This window comes from Novosphingobium sp. SG707, assembly GCF_012275515.1.
Taxonomy (GTDB): Bacteria; Pseudomonadota; Alphaproteobacteria; order Sphingomonadales; family Sphingomonadaceae; genus Novosphingobium.
Map to the genome: position 1 here is coordinate 27,225 of NZ_JAAZQL010000005.1, position 22,487 is coordinate 49,711.

At 66.0% G+C, this 22,487-nt stretch carries 19 protein-coding genes; 1 reads left to right on the forward strand and 18 read right to left on the reverse strand.

Translation table 11 applies throughout. The features are described 5' to 3' along the window. Positions 1 to 95 precede the first annotated feature (95 nt). Entirely contained in the window at positions 96 to 2,375 is a 2,280-nt protein-coding gene (locus FHW92_RS15310) for a patatin-like protein (RefSeq protein ID WP_168604155.1), read from the reverse strand. 40 nt (positions 2,376 to 2,415) lie between these two features. Further along, entirely contained in the window at positions 2,416 to 3,063 is a 648-nt protein-coding gene (locus FHW92_RS15315) for a trimeric intracellular cation channel family protein (RefSeq protein WP_168604156.1), read from the reverse strand. A 198-nt stretch (positions 3,064 to 3,261) separates the two neighbouring features. On the opposite strand from FHW92_RS15315, the gene FHW92_RS15320 reads away from it, so the two are divergent. Continuing rightward, positions 3,262 to 4,563, forward strand: coding sequence for a sugar MFS transporter (locus FHW92_RS15320; RefSeq protein ID WP_168604157.1), 1,302 nt, complete (start codon positions 3,262 to 3,264; stop codon positions 4,561 to 4,563). Positions 4,564 to 4,671: 108 nt separating this feature from the next. Here the strand turns inward: FHW92_RS15320 and FHW92_RS15325 are convergent, their stop codons facing one another. The 16 genes from FHW92_RS15325 to FHW92_RS25810 all read right to left on the reverse strand — a co-directional run bounded on the left by FHW92_RS15325 (position 4,672) and on the right by FHW92_RS25810 (position 22,386). Beyond that, the gene (locus FHW92_RS15325; RefSeq protein ID WP_168604158.1) at positions 4,672 to 6,477 is read right to left on the reverse strand and encodes a DEAD/DEAH box helicase; all 1,806 of its coding nucleotides are present in this window, start codon (positions 6,475 to 6,477) and stop codon (positions 4,672 to 4,674) included. Positions 6,478 to 6,673: 196 nt separating this feature from the next. Continuing rightward, positions 6,674 to 7,678 (reverse strand): adenosine deaminase, encoded by a 1,005-nt coding sequence (locus tag FHW92_RS15330; protein WP_168604159.1) that lies wholly within the window; start codon positions 7,676 to 7,678, stop codon positions 6,674 to 6,676. 9 nt (positions 7,679 to 7,687) lie between these two features. Further along, the gene (gene guaD, locus FHW92_RS15335) at positions 7,688 to 8,944 is read right to left on the reverse strand and encodes a guanine deaminase (RefSeq protein ID WP_168604160.1); all 1,257 of its coding nucleotides are present in this window, start codon (positions 8,942 to 8,944) and stop codon (positions 7,688 to 7,690) included. Continuing rightward, positions 8,944 to 9,846 carry a xanthine dehydrogenase accessory protein XdhC gene (gene xdhC, locus FHW92_RS15340; protein WP_168604161.1) on the reverse strand — a complete coding sequence of 301 codons (903 nt, stop codon included), beginning with the start codon at positions 9,844 to 9,846 and terminating at the stop codon, positions 8,944 to 8,946. The genes guaD and xdhC overlap by 1 nt, the downstream gene beginning before the upstream one ends. Continuing rightward, positions 9,843 to 12,128, reverse strand: coding sequence for a xanthine dehydrogenase molybdopterin binding subunit (gene xdhB, locus FHW92_RS15345; RefSeq protein WP_168604162.1), 2,286 nt, complete (start codon positions 12,126 to 12,128; stop codon positions 9,843 to 9,845). Before xdhB ends, xdhC begins: the two co-directional genes overlap by 4 nt. Beyond that, positions 12,121 to 13,518 (reverse strand): xanthine dehydrogenase small subunit, encoded by a 1,398-nt coding sequence (xdhA, locus tag FHW92_RS15350; RefSeq protein WP_168604163.1) that lies wholly within the window; start codon positions 13,516 to 13,518, stop codon positions 12,121 to 12,123. The genes xdhB and xdhA overlap by 8 nt, the downstream gene beginning before the upstream one ends. 1 nt (position 13,519) lies before the next feature. Then, the gene (gene uraH, locus FHW92_RS15355; protein WP_168604164.1) at positions 13,520 to 13,870 is read right to left on the reverse strand and encodes a hydroxyisourate hydrolase; all 351 of its coding nucleotides are present in this window, start codon (positions 13,868 to 13,870) and stop codon (positions 13,520 to 13,522) included. Continuing rightward, the gene (gene uraD, locus FHW92_RS15360; protein ID WP_168604165.1) at positions 13,867 to 14,307 is read right to left on the reverse strand and encodes a 2-oxo-4-hydroxy-4-carboxy-5-ureidoimidazoline decarboxylase; all 441 of its coding nucleotides are present in this window, start codon (positions 14,305 to 14,307) and stop codon (positions 13,867 to 13,869) included. The genes uraH and uraD overlap by 4 nt, the downstream gene beginning before the upstream one ends. Continuing rightward, positions 14,304 to 14,684 (reverse strand): oxalurate catabolism protein HpxZ, encoded by a 381-nt coding sequence (hpxZ, locus tag FHW92_RS15365; RefSeq protein WP_168604166.1) that lies wholly within the window; start codon positions 14,682 to 14,684, stop codon positions 14,304 to 14,306. The genes uraD and hpxZ overlap by 4 nt, the downstream gene beginning before the upstream one ends. Continuing rightward, entirely contained in the window at positions 14,681 to 15,574 is an 894-nt protein-coding gene (gene puuE, locus FHW92_RS15370) for an allantoinase PuuE (RefSeq protein ID WP_168604167.1), read from the reverse strand. The genes hpxZ and puuE overlap by 4 nt, the downstream gene beginning before the upstream one ends. Then, a complete protein-coding gene (locus FHW92_RS15375) occupies positions 15,571 to 16,809 on the reverse strand; it encodes an alanine--glyoxylate aminotransferase family protein (protein WP_168604168.1) in 1,239 nt (412 codons plus the stop codon). Before FHW92_RS15375 ends, puuE begins: the two co-directional genes overlap by 4 nt. Beyond that, positions 16,802 to 18,028, reverse strand: coding sequence for an allantoate amidohydrolase (locus FHW92_RS15380; protein WP_168604169.1), 1,227 nt, complete (start codon positions 18,026 to 18,028; stop codon positions 16,802 to 16,804). Before FHW92_RS15380 ends, FHW92_RS15375 begins: the two co-directional genes overlap by 8 nt. Then, the gene (locus FHW92_RS15385) at positions 18,022 to 19,611 is read right to left on the reverse strand and encodes a gamma-glutamyltransferase (RefSeq protein WP_168604170.1); all 1,590 of its coding nucleotides are present in this window, start codon (positions 19,609 to 19,611) and stop codon (positions 18,022 to 18,024) included. The genes FHW92_RS15380 and FHW92_RS15385 overlap by 7 nt, the downstream gene beginning before the upstream one ends. Next, positions 19,611 to 20,945, reverse strand: a complete 1,335-nt coding sequence (locus tag FHW92_RS15390) for an NCS2 family permease (RefSeq protein WP_168604171.1) — start codon at positions 20,943 to 20,945, stop codon at positions 19,611 to 19,613. Before FHW92_RS15390 ends, FHW92_RS15385 begins: the two co-directional genes overlap by 1 nt. Then, positions 20,942 to 22,210, reverse strand: a complete 1,269-nt coding sequence (locus tag FHW92_RS15395; protein WP_349237696.1) for an AtzE family amidohydrolase — start codon at positions 22,208 to 22,210, stop codon at positions 20,942 to 20,944. The genes FHW92_RS15390 and FHW92_RS15395 overlap by 4 nt, the downstream gene beginning before the upstream one ends. After that, complete coding sequence (locus FHW92_RS25810; protein ID WP_246870189.1) at positions 22,207 to 22,386, reverse strand: hypothetical protein; 180 nt, start codon at positions 22,384 to 22,386, stop codon at positions 22,207 to 22,209. Before FHW92_RS25810 ends, FHW92_RS15395 begins: the two co-directional genes overlap by 4 nt. Positions 22,387 to 22,487 lie beyond the last annotated feature (101 nt).

Here is a 22,487-nt window from a genome sequence, read left to right on the forward strand (position 1 = left end):
TATAAACCTGCACGTAATTGGTTAACAAACGCTAACTTTGAGGCGTTCCTGGCGCGAGTTTCTTGGGAAACCGGGGTTTTTCGGGGGGTAAATTCTTAATGGGGACGAATCAGAAGCTCGGCCCGCAGGCTTTCGATCAGGCCCGAATCGGCTGTCAGCTTGTCCTGCTCCTCGTCGAGAATCGCCTGAAACAGGGCGTTGACCATCCTTGCCGTTTCCTGCGGGTCGATGGCGCCGGGGGCGGTGGAGTTTAACAGATCGACCATGCGCGTGGCGCCGTGTAGCCGCCCCATCAAGTAATCATGTTCGCGATAGGCGCGGCTGAAGAAAGCGGCAAAGTGATGAAATTCTTCGCCTTTCAAACGGCGCGACAGGCCCGTGGCGCTTGTCCCCCCCGCCACATCGCGCGGCGATATGCGGTCAATCTTGACCGGGTTCATCTCGGCCTCGCCCTGTCCGCGCGTCAGCGTCAGCGTGGCCAGATCGTAAAAGGCAAAGCCCAGATAGGCCAGCAGCATCACCTGTCCCAGCGCGGCCGGGAGATGGCGGATCGCCTCGACCAGCAGCGCATCGATCCGCGCGTCCAGTTGGGGCAGCGCGCCCGCCGCTGCCATTTCGCGCAGCACTTCGCCCGGATTAACCAGCACGTGCCCCGAATCGACCGGGATCGGCGAGGCCATGCTCAGCGCCAGCGACAGCCCCTGCCATGCCGCATCGCGCGCGATGCCGTGATGATGGGCCGAAACATCGCTCAATTCCTCGCGCGCTTCCTCCAACCGGCGGATCAGATGGCGCATCCGGCGCAGGCGAAATCCGCTGTCATGGCTGCGCAGGAAGTCCTGCATCTCGCTCGACATGCTTTGCCCGGCGGTGCCTCTGGGGCGCAGATTGGCATGGGCCCAGCGGCCCAGCGCATGGCGGATCGCCGCGCCGGACTGCTCCGCAGGCGCCGCCATCGGCCCCTCAGGGGTTAACGCCTGCGCCAGCGCGTCCAGCGTGATCTCCAGCTTCATCCGCGCATAGGCCTGATAGGCAAACCCGGCCTGTTCGACGGCGGCGGCATGGGAAGCCTGACGCCATGCCGCCATCTGGACCCCATCGGGGCAGGTGTTGAGCACATCGCGCCCCAGCGCCAGACGAACCGAGGCCTCCACCTCGGGCTGGATCGCGGCCATGATCTGTCGCACGCGGGCCATGTCCGCCGATTGGCGGGCCAGAGCCTCCAGATTGTCGCGGATCGGCTGTTCGCGCGGGATGGTGGAAATCGCGCGAAAGATGACACTGAAAAAGCCCGGCGCGCCGGTGGGCCGGACGTTGGCAACCGCGTCCTGCGTGGGGTCGATATAGAGCAGGCGGCGGTCCACCTCGCGCTCGGCCGGGCGCGAGGGCAGGGCGGCGATGGCTTGCGCAAAGGGTGCGTTGACGAGGATCGAACCATCCATCAACGCCGCCTCATTCACGGTCCCGGCGGCGAAATGGGCGGGCAGCACGCGCGAGAGAAAGGCGCTGCGCCCGCTCCATACCTCGTCGCGTTCGGCCATCAGCCGGTCGATTTCGACTGGCAGCAGCGGCGGGAATGCGCCCGGAAAACTGGCCGAGGCGCGCGCGGCAAAGACCAGTTCGGGCAAGGCCGCCAGCACCCCGTATCCGGCATGGGCGCGAAAGCTGATGTCCACGCGATGTTCGCGTTCCTCGACCCATGGCGGGCTGTGCAGCGCGACTTTCTCGGGGTGGCCCGCATAATCGGTGGCGGTGGTGAACAGGTCGAGCGGATGGCCGCGGGGCAGGAGCGGCACCCCGCAGGCGCCGCCCGCCATGGCATCGAGCGCCTCGGCGATCAGGCGGGAAAAGCCGATCCCGCTGAACGGCGCCTCGAACCAGCGCGAGCGCACCAGCCGGTTGAGCTTGGCCCTGATCTCGTCCTCAATGGCCGATGAAGTGTGCGATATGGGCGAGGTGCGCGTCAGCAGCATTCGCACCAGAGGCACCGCCCATTGCTTGGCAAAGCCGGTCCAGCCCTGATCGTCGGCATCGAGCAGGCAGTCGATATCGGCCCGCTCCAGCCACAGGCGGGTCAGCGGCTCGAGCGATTGTCCGCTGTGGATGGCCTGGGCCAGAAACACGCCGTTGAGGCCCCCCGCGCTGGCCCCGGCGACAATATCGGGCAGCACCCGCAATTGGGTGGCCGTGCGATCCGCGATGGCGTTCAGCAGGTCGGCATAGATCCGCTCGCTGGGCAAAAGATTGTCGGGGCTGTGGCGCAGGCGGCTGGCGCGGGCCAGCTTCCACACCTCCTTGGTCACGCCATGCATGTAAACCGCGAGGCTGATGCCCCCGTAACAGACCAGAGCGAGACGGAGCTCTTTATGACGCATGGGTCACTGTCTGCGCCGAATAGGGTTTACTGGCAAGCGGCTATAGGTCTTTGTAGGCTGGCAGCCCCAATTGCCAGCGGATCGCGGCAAAGCGCAGGATCAGCCCGCCCAGAAAGCCCACCCCCATCGCCAGCCCGCCATGCGCCCCCATGCTGACCAGCGCGACATAGGAGCCCGCCGCCAGCGCCGCCGCCGTCACATAGATTTCGGGCCGCAACACGATCGAGGGCACCCCCGCCAGCATATCGCGGAAAATCCCGCCCATGCACGCCGTCACCACCCCCATGATCGCGGCGGGCAGCGGCGGTATGCCCAAGGACAGCGCCTTGGCCGCGCCAAACACGCTGTAGGCAGCAAGCCCGATCCCGTCGAACCATTCCAGCGCCTGTTCGGGCCAGATCCGGCGCGGCGTGAACCACACCAGCAGCGCCGCGCCCAGACAGATCGCAATCGGCGCGGACCGATGCATCCAGAACACCGGCGCCCCGATCAGCACATCGCGCAAGGTGCCCCCGCCAACGCCCGTGATCGCGCCAAAGAACATGAAAGTGACCAGCGTCTTGCGCATCCGCGCCGCCGCCAGCGCGCCCGAGAGAGCAAAAACGGCCGTGGCCGCCATATCCAGCCATGGCATCAGCCATGCCGAGGCATCCACAACAGGCTGAACAGAGAGGGATGTGGGCACCATTCGTCGCTTTTTCGTCATGCCGGGGCATTTTGCAAGCGTATGCGTGGCGGCCAGACGCTTGACAGCGTTGTCGATATTGCCGAGGGCTAGGTCAATTGGCGCTTTGCAAACGTATATGTGCGGCCGCGCCATTGCTGCAACGGGATCTGTCGATATGACAGGCGCACAAAGGCACAAGAGGAGGGGGAATTTACGCCCATGGCATTGGCTCCAGACACCAAAGGCAGCGCGCAAGCGGGCCAGAATATCGACGCACCCGAATTGCGCCTGTTTGTCATGGCGCTGTTCTTCATCTTCGGCGGCATCACCAGCCTGAATGACGTGATCATTCCCAAGCTGAAGGAACTCTTCACGCTGAATTACACCCAGGCGATGCTGGTGCAGTTCTGCTTCTTCACCGCCTATGCGCTGATCGGCCTGCCCGGTGCCGCGCTGGTCAAGCGGATTGGCTATATGCGCGGCGCGGTGGCGGGGCTGCTCACGATGATGGTGGGCTGCCTGCTCTTCATCCCGGCGTCCAAAAGCGCGACCTATGCGATCTTCCTTGCCGCTCTCTTCGTGCTGGCCAGCGGCGTGGTGGTGGTGCAGGTCGTCACCAATCCGCTGATCTCGCTGCTTGGCCCCGCCAAGACGGCGCACAGCCGCCTGACCTTTGCGCAGGCTTTCAACAGCCTTGGCACGGTGATCTTCCCGCTGGTGGGCGCGCCGATCATCCTTGGCAAGCTCAAGGATGTGAAGGTCGAGGACCTGACCGGTCCGGCGCTTGACGCCTATCGCATGGCCGAGACACAGCATGTGGTGAACACCTACACCGCTCTGGCCGCCGCGCTGGCGCTGGTGGCCGCTGTGGTGTGGTTCAACCGCAACCGCCTCAAGGGCGAGCAGCATGAGCAGACCTCGCTGGCCGCCGGTTTCGCGCTGCTTTCGGAAAAGCGTTTCGGTCTGGGCGCGCTTTGCATCTTCCTCTATGTCGGCGCGGAAGTGTCGATCGGTTCGCTGATCGTCAATTATCTCAAGCAGCCCGCCGTGCTGGGCCTGACGGATGCGGGCGCTGGCGCCTATATTCCCTATTACTGGGCGGGTGCGCTGGTGGGCCGTTTTGCAGGGTCTGCATTGCTGCGCGTGGTTTCGCCGGGCAAGGTGCTGACCTTCAACGCGATTGGCGCGATTGCGCTGATCCTGATTTCCACCAACACGCATGGGTCGGTCGCGGCCTACAGCCTGCTGCTGATTGGCCTGATGAACTCGATCATGTTCCCCACCATCTTCAGCCTTGCCTGCGAAGGGCTTGGCCCCAAGGCGGCGGACGGTTCGGGCATCATCAACATCGCCATTTTCGGCGGCGCGGTGGTGCCTCTGGCCACGGGCGCGATTGCCGACGGCATGGGCAGCCTTGCTCTGTCGCTGGCGCTGCCCGCGATCTGCTATGCGGTGATCGCCTATTTCGGCTGGTTTGCGCGCAAGCCCGCCGAAGCGGTCGATGCGGAAGCCTTCGCCTGATGCTTTGATCCTGCGCCAGCCCCAACCGGCGCAGATTACCGGACACAACAAAAAGGGCGGCGGAACCATCCCGGTTCCGCCGCCCTTTTGTTTGAAGGCCTATCAGGCTCAGTCGCGGCCGCGCGGGCCCTTGCCCTTGAAGCCGCCGCCAAAGCCGCCCTTGCCGCCGCCCGCAGGCTTGGGGCGATAGGGCTTCACGCCATTGGGGTGCTGGGCATGGCCCTCGCTGTGCGGAGGACGGCGCGCGCCGGGCGCATGGCGGCCCTTGCGGTGCTCGCGGGCCTGTTCGCGCGGGCCGGTGACGCTGGGCTCGATATTGACACCGGCCTCATCGTCGCTGCCCGGAATGGCGGTGCGCGCCACGGCATTGCCGAAACGGTCGGCCAGATTGCGCGGGATCTGCACAAAGGTCTCGTTCGCGCCGATGCGGATCGCGCCGATTTCGCCGCGCGTGACATGGCCGCGGCGGCACAGCAGCGGCAGGATCCAGCGCGGATCGGCGTTCTGCTGACGACCGATGTCGATGCGGAACCAGGCCACATCCTCGAAACCGGCGCGGTGATGGGCCTGACGGATATTGTCCGGGGCCGAAGCGATCAGTTCCTCGGGCTGGGGCAGCGAGGCGCGATGCGCGCGCACCAGCGCCAGCGCCAGATCCTGCGCGCTGCGCTGGCCCAGCAGTTCCTCGGCAATGGCCAGATCCTCGGCATCATCCTCGGCATCGACCGGGGCCAGCAGCTTGTCGAGCAGGCGCTGGCGGTCGGCGGTGCGGATGGCTTCGGGGCTGGGCACTTCGGTCCATTCCGCCTCGATCCGCGCGCCGCGCAGCATCATTTCCACCCGGCGACGGCGCGGGAAGGGAACGATGAGAACAGCGGTGCCCTTCTTGCCCGCGCGGCCGGTGCGGCCCGAGCGGTGCTGAAGCGTTTCGGCGTCACGCGGGATTTCCACATGGACCACCAGCGTCAGATTGGGCAGGTCGATGCCGCGCGCGGCAACGTCGGTGGCGACGCAAACGCGGGCGCGGCGGTCCCGCAGAGCCTGAAGCGCATTGTTGCGCTCGTTCTGGCTGTGCTCGCCCGACAGGGCCACGGCGGCAAAACCGCGCTCGACCAGCGTGGCGTGCAGGTGGCGCACATTGTCGCGCGTGGCGCAGAACAGGATCGCGGTGTCGGCCTCATGGAAACGCAGCAGGTTGACCACGGCATGTTCGATATCGGCCGGGGCCACGGTCATCACCTGATAGGCGATGTCGCCATGGCCGCGGTTTTCACCCACGGTCGAAATGCGCAGCGCGTCGCGCTGATAGCGGCGGGCCAGCGCCACGATCTGACCCGGCATCGTGGCCGAGAACAGCAGCGTGCGGCGGGTTTCGGGCGTGGCTTCAAGGATCTGTTCCAGATCCTCGCGGAAGCCCATGTCGAGCATTTCGTCGGCTTCGTCCAGCACGATGGCCTTCAGGCCCGACAGGTCAAACGCCCCGCGTTCCAGATGGTCGCGCAGACGGCCCGGCGTGCCGACCACGATATGCGCGCCAAAGTTGAGCTGGCGACGTTCCTTGACCGGGTCCATCCCGCCCACGCAGGTCACGATCCGCGCACCCGCCTGCGAATAGAGCCAGGTCAGCTCGCGGCTGACCTGAAGCGCCAGTTCGCGCGTGGGGGCGATGATGAGCGCGAGCGGATCGCGCGCGGGGGCCAGCGTCTCGCCGCCGTCCAGCAGGTCATTGGCCATGGCAAGGCCAAAGGCCACCGTCTTGCCCGATCCGGTCTGCGCCGAAACGATGAGGTCGCGGCCATCCGCTTCCTCCTTGATGACGCTGGACTGGACCTCGGTCAGCGAGGTGTAGCCCTGCGCCTCAATGGCGCGAAGGATGCAGGGGGCGAGCGTGGCGGGAAGGTTCGATTCGGTCATGCAAACTCTTGTGGCTCTGCCCCGGTGGGGGCAGGAGGAATGGAAACATTCGGTAGCAGGCCGCCAAAGGGGCCAAAAGAGGGCGCGACAACAGCCAGCAGCCCGTCATATGGCGCGCCCATAGCGGGAAAATTGCCGTTTGGCTTGTTCTTTTTTTGGGTTGGGCCGAGTCGGGCGGCCCTTGGCGGCACAAAAACTAGTTTTGGCGGGCAAATTCCTCGATTGTCGCCAGATGGGTGGCAATCTCCGCCTCGCTCAGGAAAGAGCCGGTGAAACTGTTGCGCGCCAGTTGGACGATCTGCGCTTTGCCAAGGTTGCGCGCATGGGCCACCGCCCGGTAATTTTCGCCAACATAGCCGCCGAAATAGGCCGGATCATCCGAATTGACCGTGGCGTTCAGCCCCAGATCCAGCATCCGGTCGATCGGATGATCGGCCAGATCGCCCACCACGCATAATTTCAGATTGGAAAGCGGGCAGACGGTCAGCGTCATGCCCGATTGCGCCAGACGCTCGACCAGCGCGGGGTCCTCCAGCGCGCGGTTGCCATGGTCGATTCGGTCGACATGCAGCAGGTCGAGCGCCTCATAGACATAGGCGGGCGGGCCTTCCTCGCCGGCATGGGCCACGCGCTTCAGCCCCGCCTCTCCGGCGGCGGCAAAGACGCGGGCGAATTTCGAAGGCGGATGGCCCAGTTCCGACGAATCGAGGCCAACGCCTGCGATCCGGTCCAGCCATTTTTCCGCAGCTTTCCATGTGGCAAAGGCCGCCTCCTCGTCCAGATGGCGCAGAAAGCTCAGGATCAGTTTGGACGACACTCCCTCGACCGCCGCCATGCCCGAGAGCAGCCCCTCGATCACCACATCGAAGGGAATGCCGCGATCGGTATGGGTTTGCGGATCGAAGAAGATTTCGGCGTGGCGCACCCCATCGGAGCGCGCCCGCGCAAAATAGGCGGCGGCCAGATCGTGGAAATCCTGCTCGGTATGCAAGACCTGCGCCCCGGCATAATAGATGTCGAGAAAGTCTTGAAGGTTCGAGAATTGATAGGCCGCGCGCACGTCCTCGACGCTGGCAAAGGGGATCGCCACCTTGTTGCGCCGCGCCAGTTCAAACATCAGCTCCGGCTCAAGGCTGCCCTCGATATGCAGGTGGAGTTCGGCCTTGGGGATGCTGGTGATGAAATTGTCGAGGTCGCTCATGGCCTGATCCTATCGCGAATGGGCAAGGATGCCAGCAATATAGGTGCGCGCCACACAGCGGTCATCGCCCAGCACCTGCATGGCAAACAGTTTTTCGGCCAGCCCCGCCCCGGCCGTCCGCATCGCCAGCAAAGGCGTGGCGCCGGGATCGAGCACGATGAAATCCGCCTCCTGCCCCTCCTGCAATCCGCCGATCCGGTCCGACAGGCCCAGCGCCCGCGCGCCCCCGGCCGTTGCCAGATAGAGCGCGCGAAACGGATCGAGCACGCTCCCTCGCATCTGGCATACCTTATAGGCCTCGCCCTGCGTTGCCAGCATCGAGAAACTCGTCCCCGCGCCCACATCCGTGCCCATGCCCACCTTCACCCCAAACCGGTCCGCATGGGCCAGATCGAACAGGCCCGAACCCAGAAACAGATTGCTGGTCGGGCAAAAGGCGATGGCCGAGCCGGCCTCGCCCATGCGGCCCATCGCGGCATCATTCATATGGATGCAATGGGCAAACAAGGATCGCGGCCCCACCAGCCCAAACCGGTCATAGGCGTCGATATAATGCGCCGCGCCAAACCGCGCCTCCACCGCCGCGCATTCGCCGATGTTTTCGGCCATATGCGTGTGCATCATCACATCGCCGTGCGCGGCCAGCAGATCGCCCGCCACGCGCAATTGCGCATCGGACGAGGTCAGCGCAAAGCGCGGCGTCACGGCATAGCCCAGCCGCCCGCGCCCGCGCCACCGCGCGATCAGCGCCTCGCTTTCCCCCCGCGCGGCCTCCGGCGTATCGCGCAGACCTTCCGGCCCAAGGTCCATCAGCACCTTGCCCGAAATGATCCGCATATTGCGCGAGAGCGCCGCCTCGAACAAAGCGTCCACGCTGCCCTCATGCACGGTGGCGAAAACCAGCGCGCTGGTCGTGCCGTTGCGCAGCAATTCGTCGAGGAAGAAGGCGGCCACGCGGTCGGCATGAGCGCGGGAGGCAAAGGCCTTTTCCGCCGGGAAAATATGCTGCTCCAGCCAGCTCAGCAATTGCTGGCCATGGGCGGCGATGCGAGCGGTTTGCGGATAATGGATATGGGTGTCGATAAAGCCGGGCACGATTAGGCCCGGCAAGCGCTCGATCGGAACATCGCCAAACCGCTCCGCCAGATCGGCATAAGGCCCCAGCGCCACCACCAGCCCATCCTCGACCACCAGCAGGCCATCGGGATAATGCTGGACCACATCGGGGGCCGGTGTGGTCAGGATCTCGCCGCGAAACCCGCGCATTATGCCGCCTGCTCCATGCTGGCGGCCAAGGGCAGCGAGAGCAATTGCGCCAATACGGCAATGGCGATCGTGTCCGGCTCCTTGCCGGTGATGCCGGGGATGCCGATGGGGCAGGTCAGGCGCGAGGCATCACCCCCTTCAGCCCGCAGCCGCGCCAGAAACCGCGAACGCTTGGTGGCCGAACCGATCAGCCCGACAAACCGCGCCCGCGAACGCAAAGTCGCCGCCACCAGCCGATAGTCCAGCCCATGGTCATGCGTCAGGATCAGCACCGCATGATCGCCCCCCGCGCTGGCCGCGCATTCCACCAATTCCGCCTCGGGCGCGATCATCACGCCGGGCGCGTCATAATCGGCGCGGCTATCATACCATGCCAGCGACAGCGGCAATCCCTCGACCCGCCGGGCAATCGCCCGCCCGACATGCCCTGCGCCAAACAGCATCAGCGGCAGACGCGGCCCATCCTGCGGCTCGGCAAAGGCAAAGCCGGGGGCGGGCAGGGGTCCGCGCGCCGGGATGGGCGAAACGGGCCGGTTGCCCAAAGGCGCGCGCTCCACCGCTCCGTCGCGCAAGGTGGTCAGCGTGGGCGCATCAAACCATGCCGCATCGCTCAGGCGTTCGACCATCACCCGCACCCGCCCGCCGCAGCACTGGCCCAGCAAAGGCCCCAAAGGATAATCCTGCACCCGCCAAGTGCCTGCCGGATAGGCCAGAATGGCGCGGGCCTGCGCCACCAATTGATGCTCCAGCCGCCCGCCGCCGATCGTGCCCGCCATTGCGCCCGCCGTGATCACCATGCGCGCGCCCGGCCCGCGCGGGGCTGACCCTTCGGTGGCCAGCACGCTGATGAGCGCAACGGGTTCGCGCGGCAAAGCCTGCCGGGCCAGATCCTGCCAGATCATCGCGCCTTTAACTCCGCAATGGCTTTCAAAATCCGCTCCGGCGTGGCGGGCGCATCCAGCGCGGGCAGGCCGACACCGGGGGCCGCCGCCATCACCGCCTCGCTCAAAGCGCTGAAAACGCTGATCGCCAGCATGAAGGGCGGCTCGCCCACGGCCTTGGAGCGGTGGATGGTGGGTTCGACATTCTCGCCCCGTTCCCACAGGCGAATGTCCATATGGGCCGGACGGTCGGATGCCGTGGGGATTTTATACGTGCTGGGCGCGTGGCTGAGCAAGCGGCCATCGGGGTGGAAAACAAGCTCCTCGGTGGTCAGCCAGCCCATGCCCTGAATGAACCCGCCCTCGACCTGCCCCAGATCAATCGCCGGATTGAGAGAGCGCCCCGCATCATGGAGAATATCCGTCCGCAGGACCTTATGCTCACCCGTCAGCGTGTCGATCACCACCTCGCTGCACGCCGCGCCATAGGCGAAATAATAGAACGGGCGGCCATGATGCGCGGCGCGGTCATAGTGGATCTCGGGCGTGGCGTAAAAGCCGCTGGCCCACAGTTGCACCCGCGCCATATAGGCCATGCGGGCCAGCGCGGAAAACGGCATGGTGGTGTCTGCGGCCACCACGCCCTCGGGCGTAAAGCGCACATCCTCGACCGCCACGCCATTTTGCGCGGCCAGCCATGCAGCCATCCGCCCCCGGATTTCCATCGCCGCATAATAGGCGGCCATGCCGTTCAGGTCTGACCCCGAAGAGGCCGCCGTTGCGCTGGTGTTGGGCACTTTGTCGGTGCGCGTGGCGGTGATGCGGATGCGCGAAAGGGGCAGGGCGAAGACATCGGCCACCACCTGCGCGACCTTGGTGTAGAGTCCTTGCCCCATCTCGATCCCGCCATGGTTCAATTGGACCGAACCATCGGCATAGACCAGCACCAGCGCGCCCGCCTGATTGAGATGCTGCGCGGTAAAGCTGATGCCGAATTTGACGGGGGTGAGGGCGATGCCTTTTTTGAGCACGCGGTGCGATGCGTTGAAGGCCGCCACCGCCGCCCGCCGCGCGTTGTAATCGCACGATGCCGCCAGTTCATCCATGATCTGCGGCGCGACATTATCGGCCACGCGCATCCCATAGGGCGTAATATCGCGCCCCGGCGCATAGAGATTGGCGCGGCGCACGGCCAGCGGATCGCGCCCCACGTTGGCGGCGACATCATCCATGATCCGCTCGATGGCGATCATGCCCTGCGGCCCGCCAAAGCCGCGAAAGGCGGTGTTCGACACGGTGTTGGTGCGCAGGCGATGGCTCAGGATTTCCACTGCGGGCAGCCAATAGGCATTGTCGGCATGAAACATCGCCCGGTCGTTGATGGATGGCGAGAGGTCCATGCTGATGCCGCAGCGTGAGGCCAGTTCCAGCTTCAGCCCGGTCAGCACGCCTTCATCGTCAAAGCCGACATCATAGCGGATAACAAAATCATGCCTCTTGCCGGTCAGCATCATATCGTCGTCGCGGTCATAGCGCAGACGCGCGGGCCGCCCCGTCTTCATCGCCACCAGCGCGCAGGCGGCGGTGGGCGCGGTGGCCTGCGTTTCCTTGCCGCCAAATCCGCCGCCCAGTCGCCGCGCTTCCACCGTCACATCAGCGCTGGGGCGGCCCAGCAGATGCGCGACCAGATGCTGCACCTCGGACGGATGCTGGGTCGAGGACCAGACGTGGGTCTGCCCATCCTCCATCGGCATCGCCTGCGCGATCTGGCCTTCGAGGTAGAAATGCTCCTGCCCGCCGATCTCCAGCCTGCCCGACAGGCGGCGGGGGCTGGCGGCCAGAGCGGCATCGGCATCGCCGCGCGCCATGCGCTGGGTCGGCTCGATATGGTCGCCCGCCGCCAAGGCCTCGGCCACGGTCAGATGCGCGGGCAGGTCCTCATAGTCCACCTTGGCCAGCCTTGCCGCGCGGCGGGCAGAATCGTGGCTTTGCGCCGCCACCAGAAACAGCGGCTGCCCGGCAAAATGCACCTCGTCGCTGGCCAGCAGGGGTTCGTCATGGCGCAGCGGGCCGACATTGTTGTCGCCGGGAATATCGGCTGCCGTATAGACCCCCACCACGCCCGGCGCGGCGCGCACCGCCGACAGGTCCATCGCCAGAACCCGCGCATGGGCCCGCGCCGACAGGCCAAAGGCCAGATGGAGCAGCCCGGCAGGATGCGGCAGATCGTCAATATAGGCCGCCGCGCCCGTTACGTGCAGGCGGGCGCTGTCATGGATATGGGGCGTGTGAACCTCAGTCATGGCTCACCTCCAGCACGCTGACCGCCTCGCCGTTTTGGGCCAGCCAGAGGCGGCGCAGCAGGTTGCCCGCCACGGCAAGGCGATAGGCCGATGACCCGCGCACATCGCTCAAAGGCTGATAATCGCGGGCGAGAGCCGGGATGGCCGCCTCGATACTCGCCTCCTCCCATGCCTTGCCGATCAGCGCTTCCTCTGTGGCATGGGCGCGTTTGGGCGTGGCCGCCATGCCGCCAAAGGCGATGCGCGCGCGGGTGATTACGCCATCCTCTATGGTCAGGTGAAACGCCCCCAGCACCGCCGAAATATCGCTGTCAAAGCGTTTGGACAGTTTGGTGATGGCGATCACTGCTTCAGGTGCAGGACGCGGGATGAAGACCCCCTCGACAAATTCCCCCTCGCGCCGGTCCTGCTTGCCATAGGCCAGGAAATAATCCTCCAGCGCCATTTCTCGCCGCCTATCGCCCCGGCGCAGCGTCAATGTCGCGCCAAGGGCGATCAGCGCGGGCGGCATGTCGCCGATGGGCGATCCATTGGCAATATTGCCGCCGATCGTGCCCGCATTGCGCACCGGCGTCCCGGCAATCCGCCGCACCAGCTCGCCCAGATCCGGGTGCAGCCGCGCCAGCACATCCCAGCTTTCCGAATAGCGCACCGTCGCGCCCAGCGTGACGCCCGCCTCATTCTCCTCAATCCCGCGCAGGTCGGCTACATCGCCGATGAAGATCACCCGCCCCAGATCGCGCAATTGCTTGGTCACCCACAGGCCGACATCGGTGGCCCCCGCCACGATCCGCGCATCGGGATAGTCCACCAGCAGCGCGGCCAGTTCATCGGCGGAGCGCGGCGCATGCCAGTTGTCGCCCTCGCCGCGCGGCAGACCCGCCAGACCCGCCAGCACATCGCCATCATCGCGCAGGGCAGGGGGGCAGGCCGCCGCGCTGTCGAGTATCGGGCCATAGCCGGTGCAGCGGCACAGATTGCCAGAGAGCACATCGGCCACCGGACGCCCGACGGTGCCCAATCCGCCTCTTGCGCGGCCTTCAAGGCTCATGATGAAACCGGGGGTGCAAAAGCCGCACTGGCTGCCATGGCGCGTCACCATCTCGCCCTGCACCGCGCAGAGGCGATCGGGCGTGCCGAGGCTTTCCACGGTCACCAGCGCCTTGCCGTCCAGCATGGGGGCAAACAGGATGCAGGAATTGACCGCGCGCCATTGCACCGTCCCTTCCACAATCTCGCCCAGCAGCACTGTGCAGGCCCCGCAATCGCCCTCGCCGCAGCCTTCCTTGGTGCCCTTGCGGCCCAGCCTTTCGCGGATCAGATGCAGCGCGGTTTCCTGCGCGCCCGCCTCGATTTCCGTTACTTGCCCGTCGAGCAGAAAGCGGATCATCTCAACTCCCGCGATAGGTGGAATAGGAAAAGGGCGAGACGAGCAGCGGCACATGGTAATGCCCACCGCGTTCGGCCCCGCTGCTTTGGGCTATGCCGAAATCGATGGAAACTTCGTCCAGAAACGGCGGATCGGGCAGGGCCACGCCCCGCCCCCGGAAATAATCCGCCACGGCAAAGCTGAGCCGATAGCGCCCCGGCGCCAGATCGGCCGGGGCCAGATTGGCCACGCGCCCATCCTCATTGGTCACCCCCTGCGCCGCCAGCCCATGCGGCCCGGTCAGCGTCACCGCCATGCCTGCCGCAGGCGTGCCGTGCATCGTGTCGAGAACGTGGGTCGAAAGGCTGCTCATGGCTGATCCTCCAGCCGCAACTTGGTGATCTTTCCGATTTCGGCCAGCGCGGCGGCGATTTCCGTCTCGGTATCATGGGCCGCGCGGGCCTCCATCGCGGCCAATATACCAGCCTTGTCGGTCAGCCGCACGCAGATGATGAAGGGCATGTCATGGGCCGCGCGATAGGCGGCGTTGAGCGCATGGAACCGGGCAAATTCCTCGGGCGTCAAACGGTCCAGCCCGGCGCTGGCCTGTTCGGCAGCGGATGCGCTGGTCAGCGTGCCGTCAATCGCCGCCTTGCCCGCCAGTTCGGGATGGGCGCGGATCAGGGCCAATTGCTCGGCGCGGCTGGCGCCATAGACCGCCGCCATCAGATCGGCATGGCGGTCGCCCGATGATGGCGCGGCATCGGCGCGCGCTTCCACCCAGGGCGAATGTTCGAACAGGGCGCTCAATGCGAATTCCCTTCAAGGCTGACATGGGCCGAGACGACTTTCCAGCCATCGGCAAATTTCACCCAAGCCTGCGTCTGCCGCCCGCGGCGATCCGATCCTTCGCGGAAAAATTCGGCGTCCGCCGTGGCGAAAGCATCGCCATAGGTGGTGATCGAGACGCGCCCCAACCGGCGTTGTGGCGATCCGCCGCGCCCCTTGCGAAACTCCCGGATTTCCTCGATGCCATAGAGCACCTCGCCCACGCCATAGCGGTTGGTGGTGGGCGCATCGTGAAACAGCGCGTCCATCGCGGGAATGTCATCCGCCATCAGGGCGCGCTCATATTCATGAAACGCCGAAGTCACTTCGGCCAGCACGACCGGATCGTCGATGGTCATGCGCCGCCTCCATAGGGATGCGTGGCGATCCAGTGGCGGGCGATCTCGCGCCTTGTGGTGATCCATGCCGCGCCGCTCTCCATCACATGATCGAGGAAACGCGCGACCGCCCGTGCGCGGCCCGGGCGCCCCGCGATCCGCCCATGCAGGCCGATGCTCATCATCCGCCCGCCTTCCTCCGCCAGTTGGTCAAAGGTGTCGCGCAGATAGCGGAAGAACTGCTCACCTTCGGTAAAGCCGTTGAGCGCGACCATCTTCATGTCATTGGCGTCGAGGCTGTAGGGTACGATGAGCTGCGCTTTTCCATGCCGGTCATCCCAATAGGGCAGATCGTCGGCATAGGAATCGGCATCGTAAAGAAACCCGCCCTCCTGCGCCACGAGGCGCGCGGTGTTCGGGCTGGTGCGCCCCTGATACCAGCCCAGCGGGCGCTCTCCGGTCAGCGCTGTGTGGATGGCGATGGCTTTGGCGATATGCTCGGCCTCCACCTCGGCGGGGATGTATTGATAGTCGATCCAGCGGTAGCCATGGGTTGCCACCTCCCAATCGGCCTTCAGCATGGCCTCGACCGCATCGGGGTTCTGCTCCATCGCGGCGGCGACGCCGAACACGGTGACAGGCGCGGCGCGATCCGTAAACAGGCGATGGAGGCGCCAGAAACCGGCACGGCTGCCATATTCATAGAGGCTTTCCATGGCCATGGCGCGGGCCGGATGGCGCGCGGCGCCCACCATGTCGGACAGAAAGCCTTCAGACAGTTCATCGCCGTAAAGCGGGCTGTTCTCCGCACCTTCCTCATAATTGATGACGAAATTGACCGCCACCCGCGCGCCGCTCGGCCACCCGGCATCGGGGGGCGTGGGGCCATAGCCGATCAGGTCGCGGCTCACTGCGTTGCCTCCCACGCCGCCAATGCGGCAGGCACCGCCGCCCCCATCGGCAGCGTGAAGCCTTGCGCGCTCAGGCAAGCCTCCAGCGCGGCCAGCGTTATCAGCACCTTATGCTTCATCGCATTATAGCCCATCGCCCCGATCCGCCAGATCCGCCCGGCCAGAGGGCCAAAGGCGGTGCCGATCTCGATTTCGAAATGCTCGCGCATCGCGCGGCGGATCGTCTCGCCATCAATGCCTTCGGGGATATAGACGCCCGTGACATTGGTCATCCGGTGGGCATCATCGCCAAACAGCGTCAGGCCCATCGCACGCAGCCCTGCGCTCATCGCCGCGCCCGCCGCGCGGTGGCGGCGATACCGCGCCTCCAGCCCTTCGCCCAGCGCCACGCGCGCGCATTCCCGCGCGCCATAAAGCATGGAGGTCGCCTCGGTGTGGTGGTTCAGCCGCTTCTCGCTCCAGTAATCCATCACCATGGCCAGATCGAAATAGTTCGAGCCGATGCGCGGCCCATGGCCATCGACGGCGTCGGCGGCGCGGATGCCCTTTTCATCATGGCGGCGGGCAAAGATCTTCTCGGCCGCCGCATCCGAAATGGTGATCGGCGCGCTGCCCGACGGCCCGCCCAGACATTTTTGCAGCCCCCCTGTGATGACATCGACGCCCCAGCGGTCGGCGGCGATTTCCATGCCGCCGATCGTCGCGGTGGCATCGATATAGGTCAGCGCACCGACCTCTTTGGCAATTTCGCCAAGCCCATCGAGGGGCTGGGCCATCGTGGTGGACGTATCGCCATGCACGCTGCAGATCAGCGCCGGTCGGACGCGCAGGGCGGCTTCGCGGATCGCCTCCATCGGCACGACCTCGCCCCATGGTGCATCGACGGTTTCAAACCTTGCCCCGATCCGCGTCAGGATCTCCTGCAAGAGCAGCCCGAAGCGCCCGAAATTGACCACCAGCGCGGTTTCGCCCGGCTGGATCAGGCTGACCAGCGCCGCCTCGATCCCCGCGCGCGCGGTGCCGTCCACCAGCATCGTCCAGCGATTGCCTGTGCCAAAGATCGGGCGATAGAGCGCCATCACCTGATTCATATAGGCGGTCATTTCCGGGTCGAACTGGCCCAGCAGATCCGCGCTCATCGCGCGCAGCACGCGCGGATGGGCATTGACCGGCCCCGGCCCCATCAGCAACCGCTGAGGCGGGTCGATCTCGCCAAAGAGCAGCGGATCAAGCATAGGTTGCTCCCATTTTCTCGATAAAGCCCAGCATCACGGCCAATGCCGCCTCGGCATCGGCGGGTTCGACATGTTCGGCCGGATTGTGGCTGACGCCGTCGCGACAACGGATGAACAGCATCGCAGTGGGGCACAATTGCGCCATCACCATCGCATCATGCCCCGCCCCCGACACGAGCCGCCGGGCAGGATGACCGTTTTCCACCAAGGCGCTCTCCAGCAGGTCCATCAGCCGCCCGTCGCATGGGCTGGCGGGCAGATCGTGGACCCGCTCAAATTCAAAATCCAGACCGCGCGCCTCGGCAATATCGACCATCGCATCAAGGATCCGCTCCGCCGCCCGGTTGCGCCGCGCCGCATCGCCCGCGCGCACATCGAGGGTAAAGCGCACCTCGCCCGCAATGACATTGGCCGCGCCGGGCAGCGCCTCGATCCGGCCCACCGTGGCCACCAGATCGCTTTCATCGGCTCGCGCGATGGCCTCCACCGCCAGCACCATTTCCGCCGCCCCGGCCAAGGCATCACGGCGCAGCGGCATCGAACTGGTCCCCGCGTGGCCCGCAAGGCCCCGCACCACCATGCTATAGCGCAATTGCGCGGCAATCCCCGTCACCACGCCCAGCGCCAGCCCCTCGGCCTCCAGCACCGGGCCTTGCTCGATATGCGCCTCCAGATAGGCCAGCGCGCCGGGGTGCCGCGCATTCGCCAGTCCATCGGGCGAAAGGCCATATTCGGCCAAAGCCCGCGCCAGCGTAACGCCTCCGGCATCGGCCATGTCTGGCACGCCCTCCAAGACCCCCGCCACCGCCTTGCTTGTCAGCATGGCGGCGGGAAAGCGGCTGCCTTCCTCGTCGCCAAAGGCGATGATTTCGATGGGAAAGGGCATATGCCGCCCGCAGGCCGAGAGCGCCGCCACGCATTCCACCCCCAGCATCACCCCCAATGGCCCGTCGTAAAACCCGCCATCGCGCACGCTGTCCAAATGGCTGGCAATGATGAGCGGGGGCAGGTCCTGCGTGCCGGGATAGCGCCCGATCAGATTGGCCGCCGCATCGGTGCGCGGGGTCATGCCCGCCTCGACCATCCATGCGCAGAGCTGTTCACGCGCGGCGCGATAGGCAGGGCTCAGCCATGCGCGGTAAAGCCCGCCCTCCATGTCGGAAAAGGGGGCGCGGCCCAAAGCCTCGCAGCGTGCGACCGCTCGTGATCCGCCTACCATGCTGCTGCCTCGCCATCGCTGCGCGGATCGGTGGCGCCTTCCAATCCGCCATCGGGGCGGCGGACAATCGCGCCCGCATGGCCCATCATCGCCGTGATCGGGCCAACGCGCTCGACATCATGGCCCGCCGCGATCAGCGCATCATAGACCTCGGGCGCAAACCCGTCCTCAATCTTCAGCGTGGTGCTCTCATCTCCCCATGTCCGGCCCAGCAGCCAGCGGGGGGCGGCAATCGCCTCCTGAAGATCGGCGCCATAGCGGGCATAGCGGGAAAAGATCGCGGCCTGAGTCTGGGGCTGGCCCTCGCCGCCCATCGTGCCATAGGCCATCACGCGGCCATCATCGAACAGGGCCAGCGCGGGATTGAGCGTGTGGAACGGCTTGCGAAAGGGTTTGAGCGCATTCCACCCGTTCGGTGCCAGACGAAACGATGCGCCCCGGTTCTGCCATGTGATCCCGGTGCGCGGCAGGACAAGGCCGGAGCCAAATTCGAAATAGGTGCTCTGGATGCAGGAGACGACCTGCCCCCTGCCATCGGCGGCAGCGAACCAGCAGGTGTCGCCCCACTGGCTGGGCTGGGGCCAGGGCAGGGCGCGCGCCGGGTCAATCCGCGCGGCCATCGCGTCCAGCGCGGCGGGATCATCCAGCAGGGTCTGCGGATCGCTCTCCATATAGGCCGGATCGCCGCAATGCCGGTCGCGCCAGAGGAAGGCCTGTTTGGTGGCCTCCACCAGCCCGTGAATATGGCTGAACCCATCCATCGCGCCCGCCTGCAGCCGGTCAAACAGGGCGAGGATCAGCAGCGAGGCCGTCCCCTGCGTCGGCGGGGCGGCATTATACAGCGTGCCATGGCTCGTCCGCACATGGGGCGGGGCGGGGCGGGTGGCGTGATGCGCGGCCATGTCGGAGGCCGAAACCGGGCTGCCCAGCGCGGCCAGATCCTCGGCCATGTCCGCCGCCAGAGGACCGCGATAGAAACTCTCCAGCCCCTCGTCACACAGGCGCCGCAAGGTAGCGGCCAGCAAGGGCTGGCGCAGACTATCCCCCTCGCGCAGGGGATGGCCATCGGGTTCAAACACCGACGCATAAGCGCCCGGTTGAATGCGCAGTTCCGGACCCTTGGCGGCGGCAATTTCCGCCCCGCCGCGCGTGACGGCCACGCCCGCCTCGGCATGGGCGATGGCATCGCGCAGCAGGCGCGCCAAAGGCATCGACCCGCCATCGCTTTCCAGCGCCGCCTGCCACCCGCTGATCGTGCCCGCCACGGTGTTGGCCGCCAGAGGCCCGCGCCATGGCACCGCGTCCAGCCCCGCATAGAGCGCCAGATCCGCCTTTTCCGCCGCCCCGCCGCAGCCGTGGATGCCATGAACGCGCCCATCGGCCTCGCGGATCACCCAGAAGCCATCGCCGCCGATGCCGGTCATATGCGGATAGACCACCGCCAGCGCGGCCGCCACCGCCACGCAGGCCTCGACCGCCGTCCCGCCATCTTGCAACACCGAGAGGCCCGCGCGCGATGCCAGATAATGGGGCGCGGTGACGATGCCCCCTTCGCCGCGTGCCGTCTCCTTGGCCGTCTGCATCACGCCGCCCCCGACAGCCAGACAAAGCGCGCGATGAACAGCCCCGCCAGCACCAGCAGCAGCCAGTCTTTCCGCGTGATCTTGCCCCGCACCAGCTTGATAAGCGCATGGGCGGCAATGCCGAAGGCCAGACCATTGGCGATGGAAAAGGTGAGGGGAATGCCTGCCAGCGTCAGGAAAGCGGGGATGGCATCTTCCGGATCGGTCCATTCCACATCGGCCAGCGGCGCCATCATCAGCGCGCCGACAAGGATCAGCGCGGGCGCCGTCGCCGCGCCGGGCACCAGTTGCGCATAGGGGGCGACAAACATCGCGGCCAGAAACAGCACGCCCGTGACAATTGCCGTCAACCCGGTGCGCCCGCCGACTTCGACCCCGCTGGCGCTTTCCACATAGGAGGTGACGGTCGACGTACCCGCCACCGCGCCCACCATCGTGGCCAGCGAATCGGCCACCAGCATCCGGTTGAGGCCGGGAATATTGCCTGCCGGTTCAATTAACCCTGCGCGGCGTGTGACCGCCATCAGCGTGCCCAGATTGTCGAACAGATCGACGAAGAGGAACACGAACAGGATTTCGAAAATCCCCAACCCCGCCTTGCCGCCAAAGCCGAACACGCCGCCAAGGTCGAGCTTGCCCACCGTCTCGGTCATTGCCGCGATGGAATAGGGTTTAACATCGAAACTGACCGCGCCCACGATCCATGCCAGGATGGTCGTGGCCGCAATCGCGATCAGGATGGCCGCATTCACCCGCCACACATGCAGCGACACCACCAGCACAAGCCCGACAATCGCCAGAATCGGCCCCGTCTCATGCAGATTGCCCAGCGCCAGACCCGTGGCCGGGCTGTTGACCACCAGACCGCCGTTTTTAAGGCCGATCAGCCCGATGAACAGGCCGATGCCCGCCGCCACCGCCGCGAACAGATGCGACGGGATTGCGGCTACGATCATCTGGCGTATCCCCGCCAGCGTCAGGATCAGGAAAATCGCGCCTGAGACAAACACGCAGCCCAGCGCCACCGGCCATGGCACATGCATCGACTGGACCACGGTAAAGCTGAAATAGGCGTTGAGCCCCATGCCCGGGGCCAGAGCCAGCGGTGTGTTGGCGATCGTGCCCATCAGGATGCTGGCAAAAGCGGCGGCAAAGCAGGTGGCCGCCGCCACGCCCGCCACCGGCATCCCGGCCAGCCCAAGAATCGAGGGATTGACCAGAATGATATAGGCCATGGTCAGGAAAGTCGTCGCCCCGGCCAGCACCTCGGTGCGGATCGAGGTGCCCCTTTCGGATAGCGCGAAATGGCGGTCGAGCGTGGATGCGAGGCTCATGGCGTGGGTCCTGTGGTGCCGGTGATCCCGGCGCGGTGAAGGTGGTGGGCGGCGTCGATCAGGCGCGCTTCGGCCCATGCGGGCGCGATCATCTGGACGCCGATGGGCAAGGGCGTGTCTGCCAGCGCGGGGACGGAGATCGCGGGCAGGCCGATAAAGCTGATCGGCTGGCAGAACATGCCAAGGTTGGCGCGGACGGGGACCTGTTGGCCCTCGATCTCGATGGTGGCCTCGCCGATGCGCGGGGCGCTGCATGGCGTGGCGGGGGAGAGCAGTAGGTCGAAATCGGCAAACAGCGCGCGGGCCTGATCGGCCACAATCCGCCGCACCCGCCGCGCGGCCAGCAGCAGATCGGCAGGCATCAGCAATCCGGCCAGCATCCGGTCGCGCACGGCGGGATCGAAATCCATCGGGCGCGTCATCAGATCGGCGCGGTGCAGGCTGCCCCCCTCCATAGCGGTCATGCAAAAGGCGGCTGAACGCGCCTGACTGGCGCCGGTCAGCAGGGCGGGGGCGATGGAACAGCCCAGACCCGCCAACCCATCGCCGACATGGGCCAGCGCGGTATGGGCCTCCGGCGCGGCCCCGGTTGCGAAAAATCCGCCCAGCACGCCCACGCGCAGGGGGGGCATGTCGGGTGTCAGCGCTACGGGTTCGACCGGGCGTTGGCCTTGCGCGGGGTCGCGGGGGTCGGGGCCTTGCAGCGCGTCATAGGCGGCGGCCAGCATCGCCGGGGTCCGGGCGAACAATCCGGCATGGTCGAGGCTGTGCACAAAGGGATAGACCCCCGCGCGCGACAAGCGGCCAAATGTCGGCTTCAGTCCGTAAACCCCGCAGAGCGAGGCAGGCACCCGGATCGACCCGTTGGTGTCCGACCCCAGCGCAATATCGACCAGCCCCGCCGCCACCGCCGCCGCCGATCCGCCCGACGAACCGCCCGCGATGCGCGAGGGATCATGCGGGTTGCGCGTGGTGCCGTAATGGCTGTTTTCCGTGGCGAAACCATAGGCATATTCGTCCATGTTGGTCATGCCGACCAACCGGCACCCCGCCGCCTTCAGCCGCGCCACCAGCGTGGCGTCCTGCGCCGCCACTTTGCCGTCATCGGCGTTGATCTTCGAACCCGCCAGCGTGACATGGCCCGCCACATCGAACAGGTCCTTGGCGGCAAAGCTGGTGCCCGCCAAGGGCCCGTCCGGCGTTAAGCCATTGGTTAAGGGGCCTTCAGGCAGGAGCGTGGTGAAGGCGTTGAACGGATCGATCACGGCGCGATCAACTCGGCGGGGTCCGCTATCGGATCGTCGATTTCGCGCAAATGGGCGCCGTGGCGGGCCAGCAGCGCCAGATTGGCCATGATCCCGGCGCGGCATTCCTCTGGCGGGGCCAATCCCGCCGCGCGCAGCAGGACATCGAGTGTCGCGCCGTCGATGTCCCCGCTCATCTGGCCTCCTTAGTGTTGCCCCTGTCCTCTTTGCCCCGGCCATCCTGTGCGAGAAAGCGCAAATTTTTGCCCCATGCGTTGCAAAAATTCGTGCACCTCCT

Bases quoted from the DNA above. Each gene is read 5' to 3' on its own strand.
- FHW92_RS15325 (WP_168604158.1), bottom strand. From the start codon at position 6,477: ATGACCGAATCGAACCTTCCCGCCACGCTCGCCCCCTGCATCCTTCGC.
- xdhC (WP_168604161.1), bottom strand. From the start codon at position 9,846: ATGATCTGGCAGGATCTGGCCCGGCAGGCTTTGCCGCGCGAACCCGTT.
- FHW92_RS15320 (WP_168604157.1), top strand. From the start codon at position 3,262: ATGGCATTGGCTCCAGACACCAAAGGCAGCGCGCAAGCGGGCCAGAAT.
- FHW92_RS25810 (WP_246870189.1), bottom strand. From the start codon at position 22,386: ATGAGCGGGGACATCGACGGCGCGACACTCGATGTCCTGCTGCGCGCG.
- FHW92_RS15380 (WP_168604169.1), bottom strand. From the start codon at position 18,028: ATGGTAGGCGGATCACGAGCGGTCGCACGCTGCGAGGCTTTGGGCCGC.
- uraH (WP_168604164.1), bottom strand. From the start codon at position 13,870: ATGAGCAGCCTTTCGACCCACGTTCTCGACACGATGCACGGCACGCCT.
- FHW92_RS15330 (WP_168604159.1), bottom strand. From the start codon at position 7,678: ATGAGCGACCTCGACAATTTCATCACCAGCATCCCCAAGGCCGAACTC.
- FHW92_RS15375 (WP_168604168.1), bottom strand. From the start codon at position 16,809: ATGCTTGATCCGCTGCTCTTTGGCGAGATCGACCCGCCTCAGCGGTTG.
- guaD (WP_168604160.1), bottom strand. From the start codon at position 8,944: ATGCGCGGGTTTCGCGGCGAGATCCTGACCACACCGGCCCCCGATGTG.
- FHW92_RS15315 (WP_168604156.1), bottom strand. From the start codon at position 3,063: ATGGTGCCCACATCCCTCTCTGTTCAGCCTGTTGTGGATGCCTCGGCA.
- hpxZ (WP_168604166.1), bottom strand. From the start codon at position 14,684: ATGACCATCGACGATCCGGTCGTGCTGGCCGAAGTGACTTCGGCGTTT.
- xdhA (WP_168604163.1), bottom strand. From the start codon at position 13,518: ATGATCCGCTTTCTGCTCGACGGGCAAGTAACGGAAATCGAGGCGGGC.
- xdhB (WP_168604162.1), bottom strand. From the start codon at position 12,128: ATGACTGAGGTTCACACGCCCCATATCCATGACAGCGCCCGCCTGCAC.
- FHW92_RS15310 (WP_168604155.1), bottom strand. From the start codon at position 2,375: ATGCGTCATAAAGAGCTCCGTCTCGCTCTGGTCTGTTACGGGGGCATC.
- FHW92_RS15390 (WP_168604171.1), bottom strand. From the start codon at position 20,945: ATGAGCCTCGCATCCACGCTCGACCGCCATTTCGCGCTATCCGAAAGG.
- FHW92_RS15385 (WP_168604170.1), bottom strand. From the start codon at position 19,611: ATGCAGACGGCCAAGGAGACGGCACGCGGCGAAGGGGGCATCGTCACC.